This is a genomic window from Cryobacterium sp. 10I1 (genome assembly GCF_035019805.1).
Taxonomy (GTDB): Bacteria; Actinomycetota; Actinomycetes; order Actinomycetales; family Microbacteriaceae; genus Cryobacterium; species Cryobacterium glucosi.
On record NZ_JASJVF010000039.1, the window covers coordinates 1 to 20,860 of the forward strand.

The 20,860-nt window shown below is 66.1% G+C and carries 22 protein-coding genes; 7 read left to right on the forward strand and 15 right to left on the reverse strand.

Features of this window, described 5'->3' with window-relative positions; translation table 11 throughout:
- The 3 genes from QN345_RS05825 to QN345_RS05835 all read right to left on the reverse strand — a co-directional run.
- On the reverse strand, positions 1-188 hold a 188-nt coding region (locus QN345_RS05825), incomplete at its 3' end, for a Dabb family protein (RefSeq protein WP_323508498.1).
- Positions 185-1,855 carry an FAD-dependent oxidoreductase gene (locus QN345_RS05830; RefSeq protein ID WP_322136027.1) on the reverse strand — a complete coding sequence of 557 codons (1,671 nt, stop codon included), beginning with the start codon at positions 1,853-1,855 and terminating at the stop codon, positions 185-187. The genes QN345_RS05830 and QN345_RS05825, both read right to left, overlap by 4 nt.
- A 128-nt stretch (positions 1,856-1,983) precedes the next feature.
- On the reverse strand, positions 1,984-2,775 hold the full coding sequence (locus QN345_RS05835) for an IclR family transcriptional regulator (RefSeq protein WP_322136026.1): 792 nt from the start codon (positions 2,773-2,775) through the stop codon (positions 1,984-1,986).
- Between the two features lie 50 nt (positions 2,776-2,825).
- Between QN345_RS05835 and QN345_RS05840 the strand changes: the two genes are divergently transcribed.
- The 3 genes from QN345_RS05840 (at position 2,826) to QN345_RS05850 (ending at position 5,842) form a co-directional block, all read left to right on the forward strand.
- Positions 2,826-3,635 carry an IclR family transcriptional regulator gene (locus tag QN345_RS05840; protein ID WP_322136025.1) on the forward strand — a complete coding sequence of 270 codons (810 nt, stop codon included), beginning with the start codon at positions 2,826-2,828 and terminating at the stop codon, positions 3,633-3,635.
- A gap of 81 nt (positions 3,636-3,716) precedes the next feature.
- The gene (locus QN345_RS05845) at positions 3,717-5,189 is read left to right on the forward strand and encodes a sensor histidine kinase (RefSeq protein ID WP_166790687.1); all 1,473 of its coding nucleotides are present in this window, start codon (positions 3,717-3,719) and stop codon (positions 5,187-5,189) included.
- Complete coding sequence (locus QN345_RS05850; protein WP_134560034.1) at positions 5,186-5,842, forward strand: response regulator transcription factor; 657 nt, start codon at positions 5,186-5,188, stop codon at positions 5,840-5,842. Before QN345_RS05845 ends, QN345_RS05850 begins: the two co-directional genes overlap by 4 nt.
- Before the next feature lie 71 nt (positions 5,843-5,913).
- Here QN345_RS05850 and QN345_RS05855 read toward each other — a convergent pair whose 3' ends face one another.
- Both QN345_RS05855 and QN345_RS05860 read right to left on the reverse strand, forming a co-directional pair.
- The gene (locus tag QN345_RS05855) at positions 5,914-6,414 is read right to left on the reverse strand and encodes a hypothetical protein (protein ID WP_322136023.1); all 501 of its coding nucleotides are present in this window, start codon (positions 6,412-6,414) and stop codon (positions 5,914-5,916) included.
- 125 nt (positions 6,415-6,539) lie between these two features.
- Complete coding sequence (locus QN345_RS05860) at positions 6,540-6,935, reverse strand: hypothetical protein (protein ID WP_323508499.1); 396 nt, start codon at positions 6,933-6,935, stop codon at positions 6,540-6,542.
- 249 nt (positions 6,936-7,184) lie between these two features.
- Between QN345_RS05860 and QN345_RS05865 the strand changes: the two genes are divergently transcribed.
- The 4 genes from QN345_RS05865 to QN345_RS05880 are packed head-to-tail and all read left to right on the forward strand — an operon-like array spanning position 7,185 to position 10,377.
- Positions 7,185-8,366, forward strand: a complete 1,182-nt coding sequence (locus QN345_RS05865) for a 4-hydroxybenzoate 3-monooxygenase (RefSeq protein WP_134448882.1) — start codon at positions 7,185-7,187, stop codon at positions 8,364-8,366.
- A 41-nt stretch (positions 8,367-8,407) separates the two neighbouring features.
- Positions 8,408-9,184, forward strand: coding sequence for a protocatechuate 3,4-dioxygenase subunit beta (pcaH, locus tag QN345_RS05870; protein ID WP_134448883.1), 777 nt, complete (start codon positions 8,408-8,410; stop codon positions 9,182-9,184).
- Positions 9,177-9,761, forward strand: coding sequence for a protocatechuate 3,4-dioxygenase subunit alpha (pcaG, locus tag QN345_RS05875; RefSeq protein WP_322136022.1), 585 nt, complete (start codon positions 9,177-9,179; stop codon positions 9,759-9,761). Before pcaH ends, pcaG begins: the two co-directional genes overlap by 8 nt.
- 22 nt (positions 9,762-9,783) lie before the next feature.
- Positions 9,784-10,377 carry a hypothetical protein gene (locus QN345_RS05880; RefSeq protein ID WP_323508500.1) on the forward strand — a complete coding sequence of 198 codons (594 nt, stop codon included), beginning with the start codon at positions 9,784-9,786 and terminating at the stop codon, positions 10,375-10,377.
- Between the two features lie 134 nt (positions 10,378-10,511).
- Here QN345_RS05880 and QN345_RS05885 read toward each other — a convergent pair whose 3' ends face one another.
- The 10 genes from QN345_RS05885 to QN345_RS05930 form a co-directional block, all read right to left on the reverse strand.
- The gene (locus QN345_RS05885) at positions 10,512-11,240 is read right to left on the reverse strand and encodes a hypothetical protein (protein ID WP_134449878.1); all 729 of its coding nucleotides are present in this window, start codon (positions 11,238-11,240) and stop codon (positions 10,512-10,514) included.
- Between the two features lie 2 nt (positions 11,241-11,242).
- Positions 11,243-11,908, reverse strand: coding sequence for a hypothetical protein (locus QN345_RS05890; protein WP_322188444.1), 666 nt, complete (start codon positions 11,906-11,908; stop codon positions 11,243-11,245).
- The gene (gene pilM, locus QN345_RS05895; protein ID WP_322188446.1) at positions 11,905-12,954 is read right to left on the reverse strand and encodes a type IV pilus assembly protein PilM; all 1,050 of its coding nucleotides are present in this window, start codon (positions 12,952-12,954) and stop codon (positions 11,905-11,907) included. The genes QN345_RS05890 and pilM overlap by 4 nt, the downstream gene beginning before the upstream one ends.
- A gap of 55 nt (positions 12,955-13,009) precedes the next feature.
- Positions 13,010-13,879, reverse strand: a complete 870-nt coding sequence (locus QN345_RS05900; RefSeq protein WP_323508501.1) for a prepilin peptidase — start codon at positions 13,877-13,879, stop codon at positions 13,010-13,012.
- The gene (locus tag QN345_RS05905) at positions 13,876-15,693 is read right to left on the reverse strand and encodes a hypothetical protein (RefSeq protein WP_322189870.1); all 1,818 of its coding nucleotides are present in this window, start codon (positions 15,691-15,693) and stop codon (positions 13,876-13,878) included. Before QN345_RS05905 ends, QN345_RS05900 begins: the two co-directional genes overlap by 4 nt.
- Complete coding sequence (locus tag QN345_RS05910; RefSeq protein WP_322188450.1) at positions 15,693-16,385, reverse strand: type II secretion system protein; 693 nt, start codon at positions 16,383-16,385, stop codon at positions 15,693-15,695. The genes QN345_RS05905 and QN345_RS05910 overlap by 1 nt, the downstream gene beginning before the upstream one ends.
- Positions 16,382-17,728 (reverse strand): prepilin-type N-terminal cleavage/methylation domain-containing protein, encoded by a 1,347-nt coding sequence (locus tag QN345_RS05915; protein WP_322188452.1) that lies wholly within the window; start codon positions 17,726-17,728, stop codon positions 16,382-16,384. Before QN345_RS05915 ends, QN345_RS05910 begins: the two co-directional genes overlap by 4 nt.
- A 135-nt stretch (positions 17,729-17,863) precedes the next feature.
- Entirely contained in the window at positions 17,864-18,304 is a 441-nt protein-coding gene (locus QN345_RS05920; RefSeq protein WP_323508502.1) for a type IV pilin protein, read from the reverse strand.
- Between the two features lie 144 nt (positions 18,305-18,448).
- Complete coding sequence (locus QN345_RS05925; protein WP_322188456.1) at positions 18,449-19,678, reverse strand: type II secretion system F family protein; 1,230 nt, start codon at positions 19,676-19,678, stop codon at positions 18,449-18,451.
- The coding region (locus QN345_RS05930; RefSeq protein ID WP_323508503.1) for a type IV pilus twitching motility protein PilT at positions 19,678-20,860 on the reverse strand (1,183 nt) is incomplete at its 5' end. The genes QN345_RS05930 and QN345_RS05925, both read right to left, overlap by 1 nt.

Sequence of the window (20,860 nt, forward strand, 5' to 3'; positions counted from 1 at the left end):
GCCGTGTCGAAGTCCGCGACGATCGTGCAGTCCCAGGACCTGGCCTGTCCGGAGAGGTCGCGGCCGACGCTCAGCGACCGGAGCCCCGGCACGTGACCGACGAGACCGTCGAGCCCGGCACGCCAGTCGTGTTCGATCGAGGGAGTGAAGCTGTCTTCGAACCGGAAAAGCACCACGTGGCGGATCATCGGACGACCGCCGTCGCCGCAGCGTCGGCCAGGTCGGGGTAGCCGATCGGGCTGCCTGCGAGGGTGCGGCCGATCAGGTAGCCCATCGTCATCAGCGGCCCGAGGGTCGCGCCTGCGCCGGGGTAACCGGCCCCGTACGCGCTCTCGGTGGTGTTCCCGGCGGCGAACAGTCCACCGATGACGGCGCCGTCGACGTCGACGACGCGACCGACGCCATCCGTCGACACGCCTCCGCTCGTGCCGAAGGCGCCGTTGACGACCGGGAGCGCGTAGAACGGCCCGGTGGTGAGCGGGCCGAGGCTCGGGTTGGGGAAGACGTTCCCCGCATCGCCCCAGTAGGTGTCGTAGCGGCTCCGGCCCCTGCCGAAGTCTGGGTCCTCACCGAGCTCGGCGTAGTGGTTGAAGCGGCCGACCGTCTCCGTGAGGGCGGCCGGGTCGACGTCGATGCGCGCGGCGAGGTCGGCCAGGGTGGCGCCTTCGAGCAGCCACGCCGGCGTCGGCCGGCCGGCGCGGTGGCTCAGGACGCCGTAGCGCTCGAGGAAGGCGTGGTCGAAGACGACGTGGGACGGCGTGTTCAGCGGGGCATTGGCCGCGGGGTCCCACGAGTGCAGGGAACGCGCGAGGTCGTTGTAATCCTGGGATTCGTTCGCGAAACGGCGCCCGTGCTGGTTGACCATGATCGAACCGGGACCCTGGCGTTCGAAGCGGAGCAGGGTGCCGACCTGTTCCCCGTCGCGGAGATCGCCGGGGATGACCGACATCGGCGCCCACCAGGCTTCCCTGGTCCCACCGGTCCGTGCACCGATGCGCTGGGCCATCCGGAGGCCGTCTCCGGTGTTCGACGGGGGAGAGCAGACGACGTGCAGCCGGGTCTGGAGCAGCCCGTCGGCGAGTTCCTTGTCCCACTCGAAGCCGCCGCAGGCGAGCACGACGCCGTCATTCGCGTGGAACGTGCGTCCGTCCACGACGACGCCCGTGACGCGCCCGTTCTCGACGACGAGGCGTTCGGCGCGGGCGTCGACGGAGAGGGTCACGTCGTTCCCGAGGCAGGAGGCGAGCAGCATGCTGACGAGCGCCTGCCCCTTGGCGACGAGGCCCGCCGCTTCCCGTGCCGCGAGTTCTGGCCAGGGGAAGTGGGTGAAGGCTCCCCAGGCTTCGTATTCCTGCATCGTGAAGGGCGCCCGGCCGTCGGTGCGCACGTGTGCCCGCACGGGGCCGAGCGCGGCAGCGGCGTCGAAGAGTTCGGGTTCGACGGTGCGTCCGCCGTCGAGGGCGCCGTCGAGATCCATCCGGTAGTCCGGGAAGTTATCAAGCAGCAGGAAGGCCACGCCGAGCTCGCGTTCGACGTAGCGCAGCATGTCATCGCCGCTGTCGATCGCGGCATCGAAGAGCTCGTCCCTGCCCCGGCCCCTGGAGACCGCTCGCACGTACCGTGCGGCGTCTTCCGGCGAATCCGCGATGCCCGCGCCGCGGGCGAGATGGTTGGCGGCGACCCAGAGCATCCCGCCCGATACCGCCGAGGTCCCGCCGAGCAGGGCCGACTTCTCGACCACCAGCACGCTCTTGCCTTCGTTGGCCGCCGTCGCGGCGGCCGTGAGCGCCGCGGCGCCGGACCCCACCACCACGACATCGAATCGGTCCTGCGGCTTGCCCTGGAGAATTCGCATCGAATCCCACTCCCGTCGTCGTTGACACAAGAATTTGCGTTTCTGAAGACTGCCAACGGTCGGGGTCGCTCATCGTGCCCCTCCCATTCAATGGGAGGAATATTCGCCGGGGAATCGGGGCGTCCCGGTCAGACGGCCCGCGGCATCCGGCTTGTGCCGCCGCGCGGCCGGTCGGAGCCGAGGGCGCGGGAGATGCCGTGCGCCGCGGTCTTCAGGGCGGGCACGGTCGCCCGGAGGTCCTCCTCGCCGAAGGGGACGATCACGTTCAGCGCGGCGATCACCCGATCGCCGCGTTCGAACACCGGAACGGCGATCCCGGTCGTGTTCGGCACGATGATCCCGGGCACGGAAGCGTGGCCGAGCTGCCTGATCCCGGCCAGTAGCCGGCGCAGGGCTGCGGGTTCGGTGACGGTGTGTTCCGTGTAGCGCACGAGTTCCCTGCCGAGCACGTCGTCCTGGAACTCCGGCGGGGAGTATGCCAGGAGCACGAGCCCGGACGAGCACGCGTGGATCGGCAGCCGGCCGACGATCTGGGTGATGTTCACCGCCGAACCGCGGGTCGTGAGCCGCTCGATGTAGAGCACGTTCTCGCTGTCGAGCAGGCTCAGGGTCGTGTGCTGCTGCACGACGGCGTGCACGTCCTCCATGAAGGGAAGCGCGATCTCGCGCAGGTCGGTGGTGCGCGAGCCCCGCGAGGCCAGCTCCCACAACCGGATGCCGAGGCGAACTCCTCCGTCCGCGTCGCGCTCGAGGAGCCGTTCGTCGAGGAGCTGCACGACGAGCCGGTGGGTCGTGGCGAGTGGGATGCCCACCCGGCGCGATAACGCGGAGATCGTCATGGACGAGCGATGGGAATCGAAGGCGTCGAGAATCGTCACGAGCCGGGACAGCAGGGAGTCGCCGGAGCGGGAATTCGCCATGGCCCCACAATATGCTGCCCGCCGGTGCGCGGGCGAGTAGCGTGGTGCTGATGTCAGGGAAGCCCGCACAGTCGAGGGGAACCGAGGACGCTGCGGCGTTCCCGGTCGATGACCGCGGCGTGGCCGCCCGGCTCTTCGCCATTCTCGACGCGTTCACCGCGCCGCCGGCGAGTTCGCTCACCCTCACCGCGATCGCGCAGCGCACCGGGATCCCGCTGACGACGGTGCATCGCCTCGTCGGCGAATGGACGAGCTGGGGAGGCCTTGCCCGCCAGGAAGACGGACGCTACGCGCTCGGGATGCGGCTCTGGGAGGTCGGGGTGCAGACCCCGACGGCGCGGAACCTGCGCACGATCGCCCTGCCCTATCTGGAAGACCTGTACGAGTCGACCCACGAGCACGTGCACCTCGCCGTCCTCGATGGGAGCGACGCCCTCTACCTCGAGAAGCTGTCCGGGCACCAGGCCGTGCGGGTGATCTCCCGGGTGGGCGGCCGCCTCCCGCTGCACGCGACCGGGGTCGGACTCGTGCTGCTGGCCTTCGCTCCGAACGAGGTGATCCAGACCTACCTGGCCGGGCCGTTGCCGCGGTTCCTGCCACAGACGGTGACCGACCCCGAGGAATTGCGGCGGCGCCTGGCCGGCATCCGCGCCCAGGGCATCGCCCGCATGTCCGAGGAGATGACAGCCGGTTCGAGTTCGATCGCGGCGCCGATCCGGGACCGCACCGGCCAGGTGGTTGCGGCCGTGTCTATCGTCACCCGCACAACGCCCCGGTCGAGCCCCGAGCAGGAACAGGCCGTGCGCGTCGCGGCCCACGGGGTCGGCAGGGCGCTCGGGTACCGCCGCGCCGCCGGCTGAGTGCGGATCAGCTGCGGACTGATTGCGGACTGATCGCGCGGGGATGCCCGCTCGATGGTTGCGGCAGTCGATAATGGGGGAATGCCCGTTGAGGAGCTCGTTCCCCGTGGTCGATGGCGACCCCTGCTGTCGGTCCGGGTGCGCATCCTGGCCGCCATCCTGGTCGTCACAGCGTTCGGCATGGCCACCGCGGGGACGACCGCGTATCTGGTGCAGCGCGAACGAACCCTGGATGCTCTTGACGCCTCACTGAAGGTGACGGTCGAGGACGCCCGTTTCATCGCAGGGGACTCCGGGCTGACCACGGTGGCCGGCGTGCTCGGTGCCGTCGTGCAGCGGGTGCGGCCGGGAACGAATGAGTCCACACTCGCCGTCATCGACGGTGCTGCGGCCTTCGCCCCCGCTGGGGACGTCGCCTTCCGCCTCGAAGACGACGCCGGGTTCGTCACGCGGATCACAGCCGAGACGTCGGGCGGAGCAGTCGTGCTCGGCACCGCGGTCGGGAACGGACGGGCTGTGCGCTACGTCGCGGCACCCGTCACCGTCGGCACGGACCCCGCCGCCGGGGTGTTCAGCGCCGCCTTCGATCTCGACGCCGAGCTGCGGCCCGTCACGGATGCCTTCCGCACCTACCTGGGAGTCGCCGCGCTGACCCTGGTCCTGCTCGGCCTCGTCGGCTGGCTGGTATCCGGACGTCTGCTGCGTCCCATCCGTGCCCTGCGTGAGGCGGCCGCGCGGATCACCGCGTCCGACATGAGTGAGCGCATACCGGCCTATGGCCGGGACGATGTCTCACTCCTGACCGAAACCGTCAATGGCATGCTCGACAGGCTCGATCACTCGATCACCAGCCAGCGTCGCCTGCTCGACGACATCGGCCACGAGCTCAAGACTCCGATCACCATCGTGCGCGGGCACCTGGAACTCATGAACGAATCCGACCCCGCCGACGTTGCAGCGACGAGGGCACTGGCGATCGACGAGCTCGACCGGATGAACGGCCTGGTCAGGGACATCTCCGCGCTCGCAGAAGTGCACAGGCCGGTGAGCCTGAACCTGGCGCCTGCCGACATCGCGGCCCTCACCGAACTCGTGCGCGCCAAGGCAGCTGCGCTCTCCGACCACCACTGGGTGTCGAGCCGGAGTGCCGCTGTCATGGCTACCGTCGACGCCGACAAGCTCACCCAGGCCCTGCTCCAGCTCGCGGCAAACGCTGTCAGTCACGGTTCGCCCGGAGGAACGGTCGACATCGGCAGCGCGGTCGACCGGGCGGCGGACGGCTCATCCCGGCTGCGGCTCTGGGTCAGGGACGACGGTCCAGGGATCAGTATCGAGGCGCAGGAACACATTTTTGAACGATTCACGCGTGGAGCGGTCGGACGGGGAGAGACCGGTTCCGGACTCGGCCTCGCGATCGTCGCGGCGATCGCCGACGCCCACGGCGGTTCGGTCCTGGTGACGTCGCAGCAGGGACAGGGCGCGACCTTCACGCTCGATATCCCGCTCCCGCCCCGAAGCGTCGAAGCGCCAGAGACCACGGAGGTCACCCCATGAGCCGCATCCTGATCGCAGAGGACGAAGCGCGGATCGCGACCTTCGTCGACAAGGGCCTCTCGGCGGCCGGGTACGCGACGTCGGTCGTGCGCACCGGACCTGACGCACTCGACTTCGCCCTCACCGGCGGATTCGACCTGATGGTGCTCGACATCGGCCTTCCGGGCATCGACGGTTACGAAGTACTCCGCAGACTGCGCGCGGAGGACTCTGCGCTACCGGTGATCGTGCTGACGGCGCGGGACTCTGCAGAAGACACCCTGGCCAGCCTTCAGGGCGGTGCCAACGACTACATGGCCAAGCCGTTCCGGTTCGATGAGCTGCTCGCCCGCGTGCGCCTGCGTCTGGCAGATGCCGCCAGAGTCCTCGAACCCGTCCTGGGCGTCCCTGGGCTCCAGCTCGACCTGCGTAGCCGCCGGGCGATCGTCGGTGATCACCAGGTGGACCTGTCGGCCAGGGAATTCGCTCTGGCCGAGGAATTCCTGCGCAACCCCGACCAGGTGCTCAGTCGGGAGCAGCTGCTCAGCCGGGTCTGGGGGTACGACTTCGATCCCGGTTCGAACGTTGTCGACGTCTACGTCGGCTATCTCCGGGCCAAGTTCGGCGCCTCGCGCATCGAAACGGTCAGGGGAATGGGCTACCGGCTGCGCTGATCGCGCTGAGCCGGCAGCCCATTTCCCGTCCCCGGCGACGAGCCCGGGCGGATATCGGTGTTCGGGGAGTTCTAGCCGTTGCTGCCGTGCCCGGAGTTGTCGTGCCCGGTGCTGTCGTGGCCGGAGTTGTCGTGGCCGGAGTTGCCTGAGCCGGAGGTGTCCGTTCCGTGGTCGTCGCCGACGTCGTGGGTTGCGGGGTCGTCGACGCCGTGGTCATCGGTGCGGACCGGAGTCGCAGGCGTGGCGGGCACGGCCGGGGCGGCGGAGTGGTCGTCGCCGACATCGTGGGTGGCGGGATCGTCGGCTCCGTTGTCGTCGGTCGTGACGGCGGGGGTCGTCGGTGTCGGCGTGGCGGGGTCGGTCGAGTGATCGTCGCCGAGGTCGTGGGTCGCCGGGTCGTCGGTGCCGACGATGGTGCCGGGTGTGGTCGTGCTGGAACTGCTGGTCGGCGTCGGGATGACGTCGCCGTGCCTGCCGGTGTCTGCCTGTGCGGTGGCGATACCCGCAGACAGGAGCCCGGCGAGGCCGAGGGTGGCGAGTGCGAGGGAACTCTTCTTTGTCAGGTGGGCCATGAGATGTCCTTTCGACGGCGCCGGGACCGGCGCTTCAGCGGATGTCACTGAGTGCTTCCACTCTGCGGTGTGGTTCTAAGCCCGGAAGGAGACGCCGGTGAGAGCTCTCTTAGCGTTCGGGCGGTTCAGTCCTTACCGCTGCTCCCACTGCTGCCGCTGCCACCGCTTCCTCCCGATCGGTTACCGCCGTGGTCGTCGACGACAACCGGCGTCGGGGCAGGCACCAGCTCGGGCACGGGTGCGGTGGTCGGTATCGTGGCCGGGACCGTGCCCACCGACGGCGCGCCGGTGGAGACCGCGCTCGGCGCGACGACCGGGGCGTCGCCCGGGGCGGGCGGCGGGGTTCCGACCGTGACCCCGGGAACGGTGAGCGGCGTCCCCGCCTGGTCCGCGAGCGCGAGGGAGCTCACCATGGCTGCGGCAAGGCCGGCGGTGGCGACGACGACGATGAGTGCAGCCCCGGCGAGGCCGGCACGCGTCCGCCGCCGACGACTGTCAGGTGCTGGGATGGGCTCGCGCATTGATCTGCTCCTATTCAGCGGGGGAAGGCTCCACAGCCAGTGTGCCGTCACCGGGCGTCGGGGTCATCATCCGACAGTGTGCCTGTCCTCGATGAGGCAGACGCGAGACGCGTGTGAGAGCTTTCTTAGAAAGATCTGCTTGCCGTGAGTCCAGCCCGCGATCTTTCACTCAGTGGAAACGGCTGCGCTGGAGGGTTGCTGACTCCGCAAGATGGTGCGATCACCTGTCATCGTCGCTAGGAGAACCCCGTGTCCCCAGAAAACACCCGTGTCGCCATCATCGGCGCAGGCCCCGCCGGTCTTCTCCTCAGCTGGGCGCTGCGGGACGCCGGAATCGACTCGATCGTGGTCGAGAACCGTTCGCAGGACTACGTGCTCGCCCGGATCCGGGCCGGCGTACTCGAGCAGAGCGCCGTCGAGACCCTCACCCGCCTGGGGCTCGGCGAGCGGATCAGGACCGAGGGCCTCGAGCACGACGGCATCTACCTGCAGTTCCGGGGCGAACGCCACCACGTCGACTTCCAGGAGCTCATCGGCCGCAGCGTCACGGTGTACGGCCAGCAGGAAGTCGTCAAGGACCTCATCGCGGCGCACAACGCCGCCGGCTCGACGATCTACTATGAGGCGGCGGATGTCGCCGTGCACGACCTCGAGTCGAGCGCGCCGCGGGTGACGTTCACCCACGCGGGCGAGGCCCACGAGATCACGGCGGACTTCGTCGTCGGCGCCGACGGCTTCCACGGCGTCTGCCGCGCGAGCATCCCCCGCGAAGCCATCACGCTCTACGACCGGAGTTACCCGTACGCCTGGCTCGGGATCCTCGCGAACGTGGCTCCGTCGACCGACGAGCTCATCTATGCGCTGCACGAAGACGGCTTCGCAATGCACTCGATGCGTTCGCCGCACGTCTCCCGGCTCTACCTGCAGGTCGACACCGCGGACTCGCTCGACCAGTGGCCGGACGAACGGATCTGGGAGAACCTGCACGCCCGGCTCGGCGTGCCGGGCTGGACCCTCCAGGAGGGCGAGATCACCGACAAGTCGATCACGCCCATGCGCAGCTTCGTGGCGTCCCGCCTCGCGTACGGCAGTCTCTTCCTCGCGGGGGACGCCGGACACATCGTGCCGCCGACCGGGGCGAAGGGCCTCAACTCCGCCATCGCCGACGTCACCATGCTCGCCGCCGCCCTCGCCGCCCACTACGCGGACGACGACGCCCTCCTCTCCGGTTACGGCGAGGCGGCGCTCCGCCGCCAGTGGCGCGTGCAGCAGTTCTCGCAGTGGATGACCGACCTGCTGCACCGCAACCGCACCGACCTGCAGACGATGGAGTTCGACTACCAGAGCCAGCTCGGCCGTCTCGACTACGTCACGGGCTCGGTGCACGCCCAGCGCGAGCTCGCCGAACAGTATTCCGGACTCCCGTTCTAGCCCCCACTCCCGACCCCATACTCCCGAGAGGAATCAGCGACATGACCGATACCACGTCACAACACGAGATCTCCGCAGAGATGCAGGCCATCGAGGCGGAAGCCAGGGCCCGCGTCGCGGAGGGCAACGCCCCGGAACTGCACCCGCGTCGCGACTACCCTCCCTATCGCAGTTCGATCCTGCGGCACCCGACCCACGAGCTCGTGCGGGCGGACCCCGAGGAGATCGAACGGCACTCGCCCGCCTTCGGGCACAGCGACGTCAGCCCCCTCGAGAGCGACCTGACCATCCAGCACAACGCCGAACCTCTCGGCGAGCGGATGACGGTGTCCGGGCGGGTGCTCGACGGCGAGGGCCGCCCGGTGCGGCACCAGCTCGTCGAGGTCTGGCAGGCCAACGCCGGCGGACGCTACGTGCACAAGCGCGACCAGCATCCCGCCCCGCTCGACCCCAACTTCACCGGCGTCGGCCGGGTCATCACGGGGGACAACGGCGAATACTCCTTCACCACGATCAAGCCGGGACCCTACCCGTGGCGGAACCACCTGAACGCGTGGCGGCCGGCACACATCCACTTCTCCCTCTTCGGTACCGCGTTCACCCAGCGCCTGATCACCCAGATGTACTTTCCGGGCGACCCGCTCTTCGCGCTCGACCCGATCTACCAGTCGATCACAGACCCCGCAGCGCGCGCCCGGCTGATCGGCGTGTACGACCACGACCTGAGCGTGCCGGAGTTCTCGCTCGGCTACCGGTGGGACATCGTGCTCACCGGTCCGAAATCCACCTGGATGGAAAGTGAAGAAGCCCATGACTGAGTCGCCTGCCGCCCGGTACGTGCAGACCCCCGCGCAGACCGTGGGCCCGTTCTACGGGTTCGCGTTGCCGTACGACGGTGGAGCCGAGCTCGTGCCCGGCCACCACCCGCACGCGATCCGGCTGCACGGAACCGTCTTCGACGGCGCAGGGGAACCGGTGCCCGATGCCATCCTCGAAATCTGGCAGGCCGACGAGACCGGCGCCTTGCGGACCGAACGGGGCTCCCTCGCCCGCGACGGCTTCGGCTTCACGGGCTTCGGCAGGGCGGCCGTCGACTTCGGCGGTCACTACACCTTCACGACGGTCGAACCCGGCCCGGTCGCGGGCGGTGCGCCGTACGTGCTCGTCACCGTGTTCGCCAGGGGGCTCATCCACCACCTCTTCACCCGGGCCTACTTCCCCGGGAATGCGGAGCTGAATGCCACGGATGCCGTGCTCGCCGCGGTCCCGGCGGACCGGCGGCACACCCTCGTCTGCGTGCAGGAAGGGACCGGGCCGACGGGCGCTGCCTCGTACCGGTTCGACATCCGCCTGCAGGGCGAGAACGAGACCGTGTTCCTGGATTTCGATGCCTGAGTCAGTGCTGCCTGAGTCTTCGATGCCTGAGCCCATTCTCGACGCCGGGCTGCTGGCTCCGCTCGACCACGGCAGCCGGGCGCGGGCGCTCACGAGCGACGCGGCCTGGCTGCAGGCGATGGTCGACACCGAGCTCGCCCTGACCAGGGCGCTCGTCGACGCAGCACTCGCCCCCGAGTGGATGCTCGGCGTCTGCGACACTCTCGCCGACGCCAGTGCGCTCGACCTCGGTGCGATCGCGCGGGAGGGGCGCGGCGGCGGCAACCCCGTGATCCCGCTCGTGAAGCACCTCGGCCTCGCCGCGGAACGCGTGCGTGCAGGGGCCTCCGACCACATCCATGTCGGCGCCACGAGCCAGGACGTCCTCGACACGGCGGCGATGCTCGTCGCCGACCGGGTCTGCGGCGAGCTCGCCGACCGGCTCGGGGACGCCGACAGGGGCGACGGGGGCGGATGCCGCGGGCTCGGCGAGCGGGGCCGGTACCGACTCGTCAGCGGGCACTGCGGCGGCGTGCGCCGGCTCGCTCGGAGCCGGCTGGTCGGTCGGGTCCGTCTCGGACCGCGCGTACGCGGCCGTCGGGGCATCCGTCTCGGGGGTCGTGTTGCGCTCGTCTAATGTCGGGTCGCTCATGCTGCACTCCTCGCGGGCCGGGTGGCCGTAGCTCTCTGCAGCAACCATAACAACATGCCCGGCCCCCGATCGGGAGCTTGGCCGCGCGATTTGTGATTCGGTGCGGCGGCCGTTCGGGGCTATTTCGCCGCGGGCGTCGGGGTAGGCGTCGGCGTCGCGGCCGCAGTCGCCGCGGGTGTCGCCGCAGTCGCGGGTGGGACGAGCACGTAGACGAGGCCGGTGATTGTGGCCGTGATGTCCCCTGTCGCGCTCGTCTTCGAGTCGGTGGTCGAGTCCGCGGCGAGAGGTGCCGTCGTGATCCCGGTCACCAAATAGAGCCGCTGACCGCTCTGAAGTCCGCTGATGAAGTCGAGGGCATGGGCGTAGCTTCCTGTGACCGTGATCGACACCGCGAGCGAAGCGAAAGTCGTTGCCGTGATCTGCGCGTTCGTGACCGGCATGACGGCCGCGGGCGTTCCGGTCGTGGCGCTATCCGTACCGGTTGAAGCGAGTGCGGCCGGAGCCGCATACGGAACGGCATCGGACACGGTCATGCCGGTCAGAGTCACCGACTTCGACCCAGCGAGCGCATCGAGCTGAGTGACAAAACTCGGCATCTCCGTGCCGCTCGGCACGGAAGCCTGCAGGGGAACCAGCTCGGCCTTGAGCGCATCGATACCGGCGTAGTCGGATTTGAGCTTGGCCAGCACCGCTGCCTGCCCTGCATTCGACGCCTCCACGGCGGCGCGCGCCTGATCGGCTGTCGCGACCGCAGCGAGCTGCGGTTGGATGCCGAGCAGCAGGCCCATCGCTAGGACGGCGACCATGACGACGACTGACCCGATAACCCAGATCCTGTTCTTGTCCATGTTCATTTCCCCACAGTCGCGAAGCGCTTGGCGTACGCGGCATCATTGACGTGCATGGTGATGTCGACGGTGTAAGTCTTCGTGGTCGCATCCAGAGTCACAGACCCGGGCAATGCGTCAGCGAATCCCGGCAGAGTGGAGAGCGCGTTGAGCCAGGTGGGGACGTCAGGCAACACTGCACTCTTCGCGGTGAACTTCACGGTACCGACGCGGGCGCCCTGAAGCGGCGCAGTGGGCTGCGCATAGGCAAATATCGGGGAGGCAAAGTCCAGAGTCACCGTGTCGATCGAAACGGTGGACGGCAGGGTGGCCTGCACGCTGTCGAGGTACTTCTTCCAGTCGATTTCCGTCGACACGCCCACTTGCTGGGCGGCCTGCACAAGCGTGACTTTCGCCTGCACGGATCGAACTTCGATGTACTTGGTTTGCTCGGCGACGAGACTCGAGGTGCGTGCCTGTTCGTCCGCCAGCTGACTCTGGGCCTGGAGTGCGAGCACGGTCGAGGCGCCGGTTCCGACGGCCATGATGGCGATCACACCGAAAACACCGATCAGCAGGCGCCGCCGGATGACGGCAGCAGCACGTTCCTTGTAGATCTCCGGGGGGAGAAGATCTACACGGGGCACACCGCCGACGATGAGCTCCGCGGCCTTGCTGGCGCGGCTCATGCTGCACTTCCCAAGGCGAGGCCGAGCGCCACGGCAAATGTAGACCCGCTGAGCCTGAGGTCGTTCGCGTCGACGTCCCGCGCGAGACCGACCGTGACAAACGGGTCACCGACGACCACGGGCATTCGGGTCATCTCGGCGAGTGCTTCGGGCAACCCGCGCAATTGCCCGCCGCGCCCACTGAGCACGATCTGTCCCACCGGATTGGTCGGCCGCGTGTTGACGAAATAGCTGATGGTGTTGCGGAGGCTCGTCAACTGTTCACTCGCGATCTTGTAAATGACTTCCACAGCACGCTTGTCCGCCTCGGGCACAGTTCCGGTGGCCAGTCCGAGACCGCACTTGGCCGATTCTGCCTGTTCGGGAGTCGACTTGAGTTCGTCCTGCAGGGCTCGCGAAATGTCATCACCGCCTGTAGCAATAATTCGCACGAATTGCGGAACCCCGTTCGTCGCGATGACGACACTCGTGGTGCTGCCACCGATGTCGACCAACGCGACCGTGCCGACGATGCCCGGTCTGCTCACGAGAATGCGAGTCAAGGCGAATGGAATCAGATCTACGTCGACAGTCATCAGTCCCGCGAGCTGAGTGGCTTTGACGTTCGCGAGCACAGCCGACTTAACCGCCGCGATCAACAGCCCGTTGACGACCGGTCCATTCTCACCCTCGGATTCGGAGACCGGGTAGAAGTCGAGCAAGGCTTCGGCCACCGGGATCGGAAGCATCTCCTGCACCTCGAACGGCAAGGTCTCGCGGATGCGGGCGAGTGACATTTTCGGGACGCTCAGGTCGCGGGCGAGCACCCGCTGGTTGCCCATGCCAAGCACGACGTTCTTGGATTTGAACCCGCCAGACGACCAAAGCTGCTTGAGCGCTGCGGCAACGGTGTTCGGTTCTATGACCTCGCCGCTGTTGACCGCTCCGTCCGGCAGGCCAATCTGGCTGTAGCGGAGCAGGATCGGTTTGACAGATTGCGGGTCGCTCACTTCGACGGCTCGCAGAACCGAGCTCCCGATGTCTATCCCCACGATGCTTGTTGTCACGTTGTCATTCCTCTACTGATTTGGACGTCACTACGAGCAACGATGTTGCGTTCCGTCACTGTGTTATGCCGATGAAGCTCAGGTAGCTGTTCCACAATTGGTTTCCCCAGAAGATTCCGACCCACGCGCCCGCCAGCATCCAGGGCCCAAAAGGGATTCCACTCTTGCGATTGGCGCGTCGGGTTGCGAGCAAGCCGATCGCGAAAACCCCGCCCAGCAGGAAGGCCGCGAAGGCGCCGACCACAAGGGGCCCCCAGCCGAGGTAACCGAGGAAGAGTCCGAGCACACCGGCGAGTTTGACGTCGCCGAAACCCATTCCGCCTGGATAAGCGAGCGCCATGACCAGATACAAGGCCCAAAGGAATGCGAGACCGATGCCGGCACGGATCAGCGACGCATAGTCACCCGTCACGATTGATGCCGACCCGAGCAGCCCTGCCCCGACGAGATAACTCGGCAGCACGATCCTGTTTGGCAGCCGATGGGTATCGAGGTCGATCAGTGCCAGTGCGATACTCACCGCCGCCAGATACAGGACCGCGAGCAAAACGAGCACTGCGGGGATCCAGGACGCACCCGCACTGTCGGGTCCAGCTTGGGCAGAGTACCCACCAGTCCACACGTAGACGGCGACCACCACGAAGAAGATGGCTGTTCCGGTTTCCACGAACGGATACCGCACCGAGATCCGCGTCCGACAGTCGCGGCACTTGCCACGCAGGAGAGCCCAGGAGACCACCGGAATGTTGTCCCGTCGAAGGATGGAGGCCCCGCAGCGCGGGCACGCGCTGGGCGGTGACACGATCGAGAGGCCTGCCGGAACGCGGTAGATCACGACATTGAGAAAGGAACCGACGACGAGGCCGACGACGGCGCACAATGCGACGATGACCGGTAGAACGTCAGCCGAGGTAGTCGATGTCACGGCAGCGCCGTCCCATCCGCAGCAAATGCAGTCGCGACGTCGACGTACTGGGTCACGCCGTATGTCGTCGATGTCGGGGCCAGGAACTTGGGCGGCGCTGCCCCGTGCAGTCGGCTGTCGTACTTGTAGTTCTTCAGGAAACCGGTGGTGCCGGTGCCGGTGCCGACGGTACCGCGGAACTTCTGCGCAATAGCTCCCAGGACCGTAAGTGTGCCGTGGCTGCCACCCGTGTCATAGTTCTGCACCTGAAACGTGTGATTAATCGACAGGATCGCAGCGTCGATTTCCCTGTCGCCGAGAGGCGCTCCCCCATTGGCCGTGGTTACTTCCGTACAGGCAGAGCGTCCGCCGGAGGCCGGGCAATCCATCGGGTTCCACACCCACACAGCATTTTGCGCGACGAGCCCGAGAACGTCGAAGGCTGGATCGACGTAGGTGAGGTTACCCGTCACGTAAATGAAGTTGTCGGTTGCAACCGTGACCGCACCCTTGACGACGCCCTTCACAAATGCGTCACCCGTCCTGCACTGGTAGGCCGGAAGGGCAGATGTGGACGTCGGTGCGCGATCCTCGGTTGCCACCGGGTAGCGCAGCGCAACCGGGGAACCATAGGTCCAGCCCTGGTCTCCTCCGCTGCCGGTGCAGCTGAAGTTGGCGGGCGTGACTCCCGGAGCCCAGTAGTTCGGGTCGGTGGAGGTCGACGAAGCGGTTTGAACGAAAATCAGGTTCTGATCCGGAACGGTCACAAGGGCACCTGCTGGCGAGTTCAATGAGGCCAGGTCACCGCACTCGATAGGGTTCTGACTCAGAATTCCCACGGTGTACGACGGCCTCGTGAACTTTGTCCACGGAGAAATGACGCGCATATGACCAGTCGCGTCGAACGTGATCGTGGTCGGACCGGTGTACATACACCCCGGCCGCGGAACGTCCGCGGGCAAGTCGACGCGCGTCTCGTTAGGCATGGACGCGTTTGTGGGCGGCATGTCAAGAGTCGGGGCCCACACGGGACCCGTCGGTGCCGGGGTGCCTGTTCCGAACACGATTGGGGTTCCTGGGCAGGTGTTGACGTAATTCGGTGTCAACGTACTGCTCGTGGTTACTCCCTGGAGAAACTTGGCTCCACAAATACGCATCTGGTCGTTGGAGTGAACCGGCCCATCGAGGATGTCCCCGCTTGCGAATTGAATTTCCGTGCAATCCGGGTCGTGCGGGGCGTGCCGCACATCGGCAGGGTCGACGCACCGGGTACTTCCCGTAATCTGCGGGTCCATGAATTCGTAATTAGTGAAGTAGAGGAAGTCGATGAACCCTTTCTGCTTGAGGTTGGCGACAATACTGCGGGTCGACGCGCCGACTTTTCCGGTGGATCGGATCCGCACGATTCCGGATGACGAGTAGAGGGAATTGTCTACCTCGTAGCGGAACGACGCCCGACCTCCAGCGCCGGCGACGGTTCCCCAGGTGCCCGCGCTTCCCACACCGAAGGCGGGGTTTTCGTTGCCAGGCACGGGCATCGAAACGGTCGTCGTGCTTCCGGTCCCGATAGTGAAGGGGGCAGCCGGATTGCCGAACTTCTCGTAGGTGCTGTCATTGGACAGTCGGCTGCCGTATTCGTCCACGCCGGCGTAGGCCGCCGCGAGTGCGGCAGTCGAATCCTGATCGTCGCGCGCTTTGACGGTGCCGCTAGCGGTGAAACTTAGTGCGGTGGCCGCCAGGAGAAGCATCACAAGCGCCAGACCAATGACGGCGACAAGGGCGACTCCGCCCTCTTCACGATGGATGCGCTTCTGGAGCCTGATTTTCAGCCACATCACGAGACCACCTCAACTGTGTTTTCGATGACGACCGGCGCAGCGCCCGCTCCGCCGTTGCCCTGAACTCGGACCGTGAGCAGAACGGTTGCAATGCGGGCAAGATCCGCTGAGACCATGCTTCCAGTGGCCGGCGCGGCAATCACAACGCCGCTGCTGTCGAAATAGCTGAAAAGGGGCGCTCCCGCGCCGGGGTCAACGAAGCTCGAGCCCAGATTGAGGCTTGAGTTCGGGGGAGTTGTCATCGCGGCGAAGACCCATGCTGCCCCGGAGGCCGTCGCCGTCCATCGGCTTTCGATCAGGGCGCGGCTCGTGGGGTCGATCGAGAACCGAATCATCGTTGGTTGGGGAGGACGAACGGCCACACTCGCGAAAGCGTCGACGTCGGTATTGCTGAAAAGTACCAGGCTCTCCCGGCCCGCGAAGCTGAACGCTGGCGCCGCGATACTCGATCCGGCCACTTTCAGTGTCGTGCCGAAACGGATCACCTGACCGAGCTCGTTGGCCGCGGTCGACGCCACCCGGGTACTGCTGTCCAGGGATCGACTTATCGACACCGAACGAACAACGCTCGAGTACAGGCCGGAAGCCATCGCAAGGATCAAGCCCAGAAGCATCATGCTTACAAGAAGCTCCACAAGAGTGATTCCCGACTCTCTGTCGGGCCGACGCATCGGCTCGGCCGGCCTCATCGCGGGTCCAGAACGAACAGGCCGGTCGCGTCAGGGGCGAGGCCATGTGTGAGTAACGTCGCTCGTGTCTGGGGCAGCTGCGTCAGTGCCCCTCCGCTACTCGTACTCGTGAAAAGTCTCCAGGAACCAAAAGGAAGCGAGATGCGCACAGCACCCGACGACGGCACGATATTCCCGAAGTTGTAGGTCATCGTGGTGGTCGCCGATGTGAGGCATGAGGGTTCGCCCGGCACCGGGGTGGCCGGGTCCGATACCGCGATGAGCCAGCCCGCCGTCCCGGATGTCACGTTGACGCCGCCCATGGGCACGTTGACTGTGACCGGGACGCCCGGGGCAGGTGCCGCAATGGCTCCGCGGACCGCAACGAGCGCCGGCGTCACACGAGTATCGGGAGCCCAGGCCTCCGGGTCAGGAGAAGGACATCCGGTCGCTGCAAACTTGCCGGCGAACGTCTGATAACCAACCGTGTACGGGTGCAGATCGACGTGGTTGCTCGTCGCTTTGAGCGCCCAATTGCCCAGGCTGTTGATGAAGGTGTAGTCGAGATCGATCGGGATCTTCGGTAGCGGAGCCACGATATTGGACGCGTAATTGAGAGTGAACCGCACGGCCGTGTCGTATTGGAATGAATAGGAGGCACTTGTCCCCGCCGCGACCGTACGCGTGAGGACCGGATTCGCAACTTGCGTCGAGTCGATCATGCCTGTTGTCGTGAGCTTCACGGCATAGTCGCCGGGTGCCGCTTGAAGCACAAAGGCACAGCCGTCGGCATCCGTCGGAGTAGTCGTTACTGAACCGAGCGCAGAAATAGCCGTAAAGGTCACCCCGGGCTGCCCCAGGCCACGAGCGTTTTTTACCGAGATGAGCAGGGTGCCCTTCGTCGGATCGTTGATCCGGGCGCTTGGCGCTAGAAGGGTATCGACGACGACCGGGCGCGAGTTTGGACGGATATTCGGCCAGCTGACGGTGATCGTGATGCGCTTGTATTGAAGAGCCCCGCCTCCCGTTCCACAGGTCGACACCGCTCCCGCAGGAGTGACCCACGCGGTCGTGCGCGTGACGATGTAATCTTCCGAGGCTGCCGTGGTGACCGTATGCGCGGGGATATCAAGCACGGCAAAGGGGTTACCGAGTGCTCTCGCCGCATCGATCTCGCTCGAAGCAATGCCAGACGCGGTTTCACGCGACGTGCTGTCACGGGAAAGTGCAAGGGTGCTGACCATCGCGTAACCGACGCCGAGCGCGATCAGCGCAAAGATCATCATGGCGACCATGATTTCGATGAGGGAAAGCCCGGCCGAACCTGAAACACTGACCCGCAACCGTGCCCGTATGGCGGTCATTGTGTTCCTCTCAGGTTGCGGAAGCCGGCTCGACCTTCAGCGGGAGTCTCTGCCGTAATAGCAAAGACGAGCGGACGCCAGCTTTGGCGTCCGCTCGTCATTAGCGAGCAGGCATCTGGCCTGTGCCTCGAAGGCTTAGGTGCAGTCGCTCGCGCCCGTGCCAGCTACCGGTGAGGTGTTGTTACTGACCATCCACCAATTTGAGTTCGTTGCCTGGGCGCAAATCACGAAAGTGGCGGCCGCCCCAGTTCCGGTTACCTTGATTTTCGGCTGAACTGTGTAGTTCGCTGCATTGGGTGTGACGGTTGCGTTCATCAGCGCAACCGTCGCAGGAAGGAGCTGACCGGTTGAGGTCGTCTGATACGCGATGGCCGCCGTCTTGAGGTTGTCGAGGTCAGCCTTCACAGCGCTGTCCTTCGCGCCGCTCTGCACACCGAGGTATACCGGAACGGCGATCGCGGCGAGGATGCCGATGATGATGACAACTACGAGGAGCTCGATGAGGGTGAAGCCCTTTTCGTTCTCGTCGAGCTTCTTTCTGCGGACGTTGAGGGCATTGAGCGCGCGAGTGACCACTGTGAGATCCATTCAGTTAGGTGTGGAACCGGCCATCGGGCCCGATCGGACTCTTAGCGTATTTGCAGGTCATTGTCAGCGGCGACCCATGAATGAGGGGTATTGCATGCAATCGCACCCCCAATAAGAGGGCGACGCCCGTCACTACTTGATCGCGCTCGCGAGGCTGAAGATCGGCATGTATAGGGCGATGACCATTCCGCCAATCACTACCCCGAGGAAGGCGATCATGAGCGGCTCGATCGCGGCGGTGAGCTGCTCGGTAGAGGACTCGACCTCCTGATCGTAGAAGTCGGCGATCTTGTTCAACATGGTTTCGAGCGAGCCGGCGTCCTCACCGACTGCGATCATCTGGGTTACCATCGGCGGAAAGACAGGCTGCGCGAGTAGCGGTGCCGAGATCGACTGACCCTGGCGCACGGACTCGGCCACTTTGACGAGTGCGTTCTCGATGACCCAGTTGCCCGAGGTCTCACCGACGATCTTCAGCGCTTGCAGGATTGGCACGCCAGCGCCGATCATGTTAGCAAAGTTGCGGCTGAACCGAGCAACGGCGATCTTCTTCAGCAATGACCCGAACACGGGCAGTTTGAGCATAATCGGGTCGCGGACGCGGCGCACCCTCTCCGTGTTCTTGTTCTTGCTCCACCAGACGCTGAAGACCAGGCCAACCACGACAAGTACAGGCACAACATAAATCATGGAATGCGAGATGTTAACGAGAATCTGAGTCGGAATCGGCAGGCCACTCCCGAGGCCCTTAAACATGTCGTCGAAGATTGGCACGATGAAGATGAGCATGATCAATACCGATACGAGAGACATGATCAGGACGATCACGGGATACGTCAGCGCCGACTTGATCGTTCCTCGAAGCTTGACCTCCTTCTCGAAGTTCGCCGCGATGGACTCGAGGGCACGATCGAGGAAGCCGCCGGTCTCGCCTGCCCGGATCATGTTGATCATGATCGGCGGGAATTCGCGGCCGTGCTTGGCGAACGACTCCGAAATCGAGACACCGGTCTCGACGTCGTCGCGAACCTGCTTGAGGATCTTCGCGAGGGGCTTGTTCTCGGTCTGCTCCGCGAGGATGTTGAGGGTGCGCAGGAGGGACAGGCCCGAGCCGATCATCGTCGCCATCTGTCGGCTCATGATCGCAAGGTCCTTGAGACCGACGCCCTTCGTGAAGCCGGGGATGTTGATCTCGCGATTCAGGCCGGTGCCCTCGGCGGAGACCTTGATCGAGACGGGCGAAATACCCATGGCGCCGAGGCGCGAGGCCACGGCCCCCTCGCTCGAGGCATCCAGTTTGCCCTTGACGGTCTTGCCGTTGTTGTCGCGACCGACGTAGGCCCAGGCTTGCGCGGTCGACATCAGCGCTGCGGGATGGAGTAGGTGTCGCCGTAGTCGACGCCACCGCTGCCCATAGTCCGGGACGAGTCGTCGGTCGTCGTGTCGGCGCGCTTGATCAGCTGCTGCAGGCTCTCCACGTCGTGGGCCTTGTCGAGGGCCGCCTGGCGGGTGATCTGGCCGGAGTCGACGAGGTCCGCGAGGTGCTGGTCCATGGTGTGCATGCCCTCGCCGCCACCGGCCTGCATCATCGAGGTGATCTGGTGGGTCTTGCCCTCGCGGATGAGGTTGGCGATGGCGGGGGTCGTGACGAGGATCTCGGTCGCGACCACGCGGCCCTTCTGGTTGGCGCGCTTGACGAGGGTCTGGCAGACCACGCCGCGGAGGGTCGCCGCGAGCTGGGTGCGGATCTGACCCTGCTGGTGGGGCGGGAACACGTCGATCATGCGGTCGATCGTCTGCGCGGCATCCTGGGTGTGCAGGGTCGCGAAGACGAGGTGGCCGGTCTCGGCGGCGGTGAGGGCCACCGAGATGGTCTCGAGGTCCCGGAGCTCACCGATCAGGATGATGTCGGGGTCCTGGCGCAGCACATGCTTGAGCGCGGCGGCGAAGCTCTTGGTGTCGTGGCCGACCTCGCGCTGGTTGACGAGCGACTTCTTGTGCTTGTGCAGGAACTCGATCGGGTCCTCGACCGTGACGATGTGGTCGGGCCTCGTGCTGTTGGCGAGGTCGACCATCGCGGCGAGGGTCGTGGACTTACCGGAACCGGTAGGCCCGGTGACCAGGACGAGGCCGCGGGGCAGCAGCGAGAACCGGCCGACGGACTCGGGCACGCCGAGTTCCTTGAGCGGCTTGATCTCGCGCGGGATGAGCCGGAAGGCTGCACCGATCGAGTTGCGCTGGTGGTAGAAGTTCACCCGGAACCGGGCGCCGGCGGCGGTGTACGCGAAGTCGAGCTCGCGGTCGTCCTCGAATCGTGCGAGGTCTGCGGGCGAGATGATGCTCTCGAGGGCCGTCCTGACTTTCTCCGGCATCCAGGCCGGGAGGCCCTCGATCGGGCGCAGGGCGCCGTCGATGCGGATCGTGGGCGGGGCGCCGACGGTGATGTGCAGGTCGGAGGCCTCGAGCTCGAGCACGAGGTGGAGGGCGTCGATCAGGTCCTGGTCGGCGGGGCGGCCGTCGGGGCCGATGTGCACGGGGGAATGC

Bases quoted from the DNA above. Each gene is read 5' to 3' on its own strand.
- QN345_RS05910 (WP_322188450.1), bottom strand. From the start codon at position 16,385: ATGAGGCCGGCCGAGCCGATGCGTCGGCCCGACAGAGAGTCGGGAATC.
- QN345_RS05925 (WP_322188456.1), bottom strand. From the start codon at position 19,678: ATGTCGACCGCGCAAGCCTGGGCCTACGTCGGTCGCGACAACAACGGC.
- QN345_RS05840 (WP_322136025.1), top strand. From the start codon at position 2,826: ATGTCAGGGAAGCCCGCACAGTCGAGGGGAACCGAGGACGCTGCGGCG.
- QN345_RS05830 (WP_322136027.1), bottom strand. From the start codon at position 1,855: ATGCGAATTCTCCAGGGCAAGCCGCAGGACCGATTCGATGTCGTGGTG.
- QN345_RS05890 (WP_322188444.1), bottom strand. From the start codon at position 11,908: ATGAGCCGCGCCAGCAAGGCCGCGGAGCTCATCGTCGGCGGTGTGCCC.
- QN345_RS05850 (WP_134560034.1), top strand. From the start codon at position 5,186: ATGAGCCGCATCCTGATCGCAGAGGACGAAGCGCGGATCGCGACCTTC.
- QN345_RS05915 (WP_322188452.1), bottom strand. From the start codon at position 17,728: ATGACCGCCATACGGGCACGGTTGCGGGTCAGTGTTTCAGGTTCGGCC.
- QN345_RS05845 (WP_166790687.1), top strand. From the start codon at position 3,717: ATGCCCGTTGAGGAGCTCGTTCCCCGTGGTCGATGGCGACCCCTGCTG.
- pcaG (WP_322136022.1), top strand. From the start codon at position 9,177: ATGACTGAGTCGCCTGCCGCCCGGTACGTGCAGACCCCCGCGCAGACC.
- QN345_RS05905 (WP_322189870.1), bottom strand. From the start codon at position 15,693: ATGTGGCTGAAAATCAGGCTCCAGAAGCGCATCCATCGTGAAGAGGGC.
- QN345_RS05860 (WP_323508499.1), bottom strand. From the start codon at position 6,935: ATGCGCGAGCCCATCCCAGCACCTGACAGTCGTCGGCGGCGGACGCGT.
- QN345_RS05835 (WP_322136026.1), bottom strand. From the start codon at position 2,775: ATGGCGAATTCCCGCTCCGGCGACTCCCTGCTGTCCCGGCTCGTGACG.
- QN345_RS05855 (WP_322136023.1), bottom strand. From the start codon at position 6,414: ATGGCCCACCTGACAAAGAAGAGTTCCCTCGCACTCGCCACCCTCGGC.
- pcaH (WP_134448883.1), top strand. From the start codon at position 8,408: ATGACCGATACCACGTCACAACACGAGATCTCCGCAGAGATGCAGGCC.
- QN345_RS05880 (WP_323508500.1), top strand. From the start codon at position 9,784: ATGCCTGAGCCCATTCTCGACGCCGGGCTGCTGGCTCCGCTCGACCAC.
- QN345_RS05885 (WP_134449878.1), bottom strand. From the start codon at position 11,240: ATGGACAAGAACAGGATCTGGGTTATCGGGTCAGTCGTCGTCATGGTC.